Genomic DNA, 1,238 nt, shown 5'->3' with positions numbered 1-1,238 from the left:
CTCACAACCGACCCTTGACGCAGCCCAGACCGCCCTAACTGAACGGCGTTGGTTCTAGCGGACCTCCGGCCGGGTCAGAGCAGGGTGCGCAGCCGCAGCAGGTCGCGGAAGCCGGCCTCCAGCCTGACCCGGCCGGTCGCCCAGGCGGAGGCGAAGTTGAGCCGGCCGCCGACCAGGGCGACCAGGTCGTCGCTGCTCATGGTGAGCCGCAGGTCGGCCTTCTCGGCGGGGACGCCGGGGGCCTCCTTGAGGTCGTGGATGCGGCCCTCGCGCAGCCGCCCGGTGAAGGTGAGGTCGAGGTCGGTGATCCGGCAGCTGAGCGAGCGGTCCAGCTCGGCGGCCTTGCGGACGTCGCCGGTGGCCTTGGCGAGGTTGCGGCTGAGCTGCTCCAGCGCCTCGCGGCACTCCTCGGCGTCGGCCATCGCGGCGGATCCCCTCCTTCGGCGGGCCGCGGTGCTCCGGCGGGTGGCCGGGTCCGGCGGCGGGTGACTGCCGGGCCACGGTACCGCAGGGCGTGTTTGGCGGTAGCGTCGTCTGTGGGATGCCCGGATTCGTCCGGGCGTCGATGCGATGGAGCGATGCGCGCAGGCGAATGGGAGGAACCCGGATGCTGCCGAGGACGGTACGAGGAGCGGTGGCGGCCGCGGCCGTACTGGTGGAGGAGGTCGGCAAGCGGGTCGTCGGAACGGCGGCCGACCTGCTGGAGAAGGGCGGGATCGACGTCTCGGAGGTGGAGCGGCGGCTGGGCGGGCCGTTCCCGCCGTCGGCGAAGTCGCTCCAGACGCTGGCCGAGGAGGCGGTGACGGCCGGACGGGCCGGGGTGGACCTCGCGGTGGGGGTGGCGCGCGGCGAGGTCGAGAAGGTCTTCGAGCGGGTCGGCGACCAGGTGACCAAGGTGGGCGTGGTGCTGGCCTACCTGGAGAACAAGCTGCGTGAGGTCGAGGAGGACGACGCGTCGGGGCGGGACGGGGCCGCGCCGGCGGCGCCCGCGCCCCGGGCCGGCGGGCTGTTCGAGGACGGCTGGGAGCGGGAGACGGCGGGTTCGGCGGAGGCCGAGCGCATAGCGGTGGACGAGCCGGTGGAGGTCGACCCGCCGGTCCCGCCGGCCGGGTCCGCTCCGGCCGCGCGGGCGGCGGCCCCGGCGCCCTCGGCGCCCTCGGAGCCCTCGGAGCCCTCGACCGTGAGGGCGACCGAGTCGCCGCGGTCGGCGAGCGCCGTCACCCGGTGGCCGCGCAGCA

2 protein-coding genes are annotated in these 1,238 nt (G+C 75.4%); one reads left to right on the top strand and one right to left on the bottom strand.

The features are described 5' to 3' along the window. Positions 1-74 precede the first annotated feature (74 nt). The gene (locus tag ABD308_RS27215; RefSeq protein ID WP_344339762.1) at positions 75-422 is read right to left on the bottom strand and encodes an alkyl sulfatase C-terminal domain-containing protein; all 348 of its coding nucleotides are present in this window, start codon (positions 420-422) and stop codon (positions 75-77) included. 185 nt (positions 423-607) lie between these two features. Between ABD308_RS27215 and ABD308_RS27210 the strand changes: the two genes are divergently transcribed. Then, the coding region (locus tag ABD308_RS27210) for a hypothetical protein (RefSeq protein ID WP_344339760.1) at positions 608-1,238 on the top strand (631 nt) is incomplete at its 3' end.

Source organism: Kitasatospora putterlickiae (genome assembly GCF_039527695.1).
GTDB lineage: Bacteria > Actinomycetota > Actinomycetes > Streptomycetales > Streptomycetaceae > Kitasatospora > Kitasatospora putterlickiae.
The sequence above is the reverse complement of the archived record's forward strand: the minus strand, read 5'-3'. Positions and strand labels throughout refer to the sequence as shown.

What these genes read in the sequence shown, in the direction of transcription:
- ABD308_RS27215 (WP_344339762.1), bottom strand. Translation starts at nt 422, where the DNA reads ATGGCCGACGCCGAGGAGTGCCGCGAGGCGCTGGAGCAGCTCAGCCGC.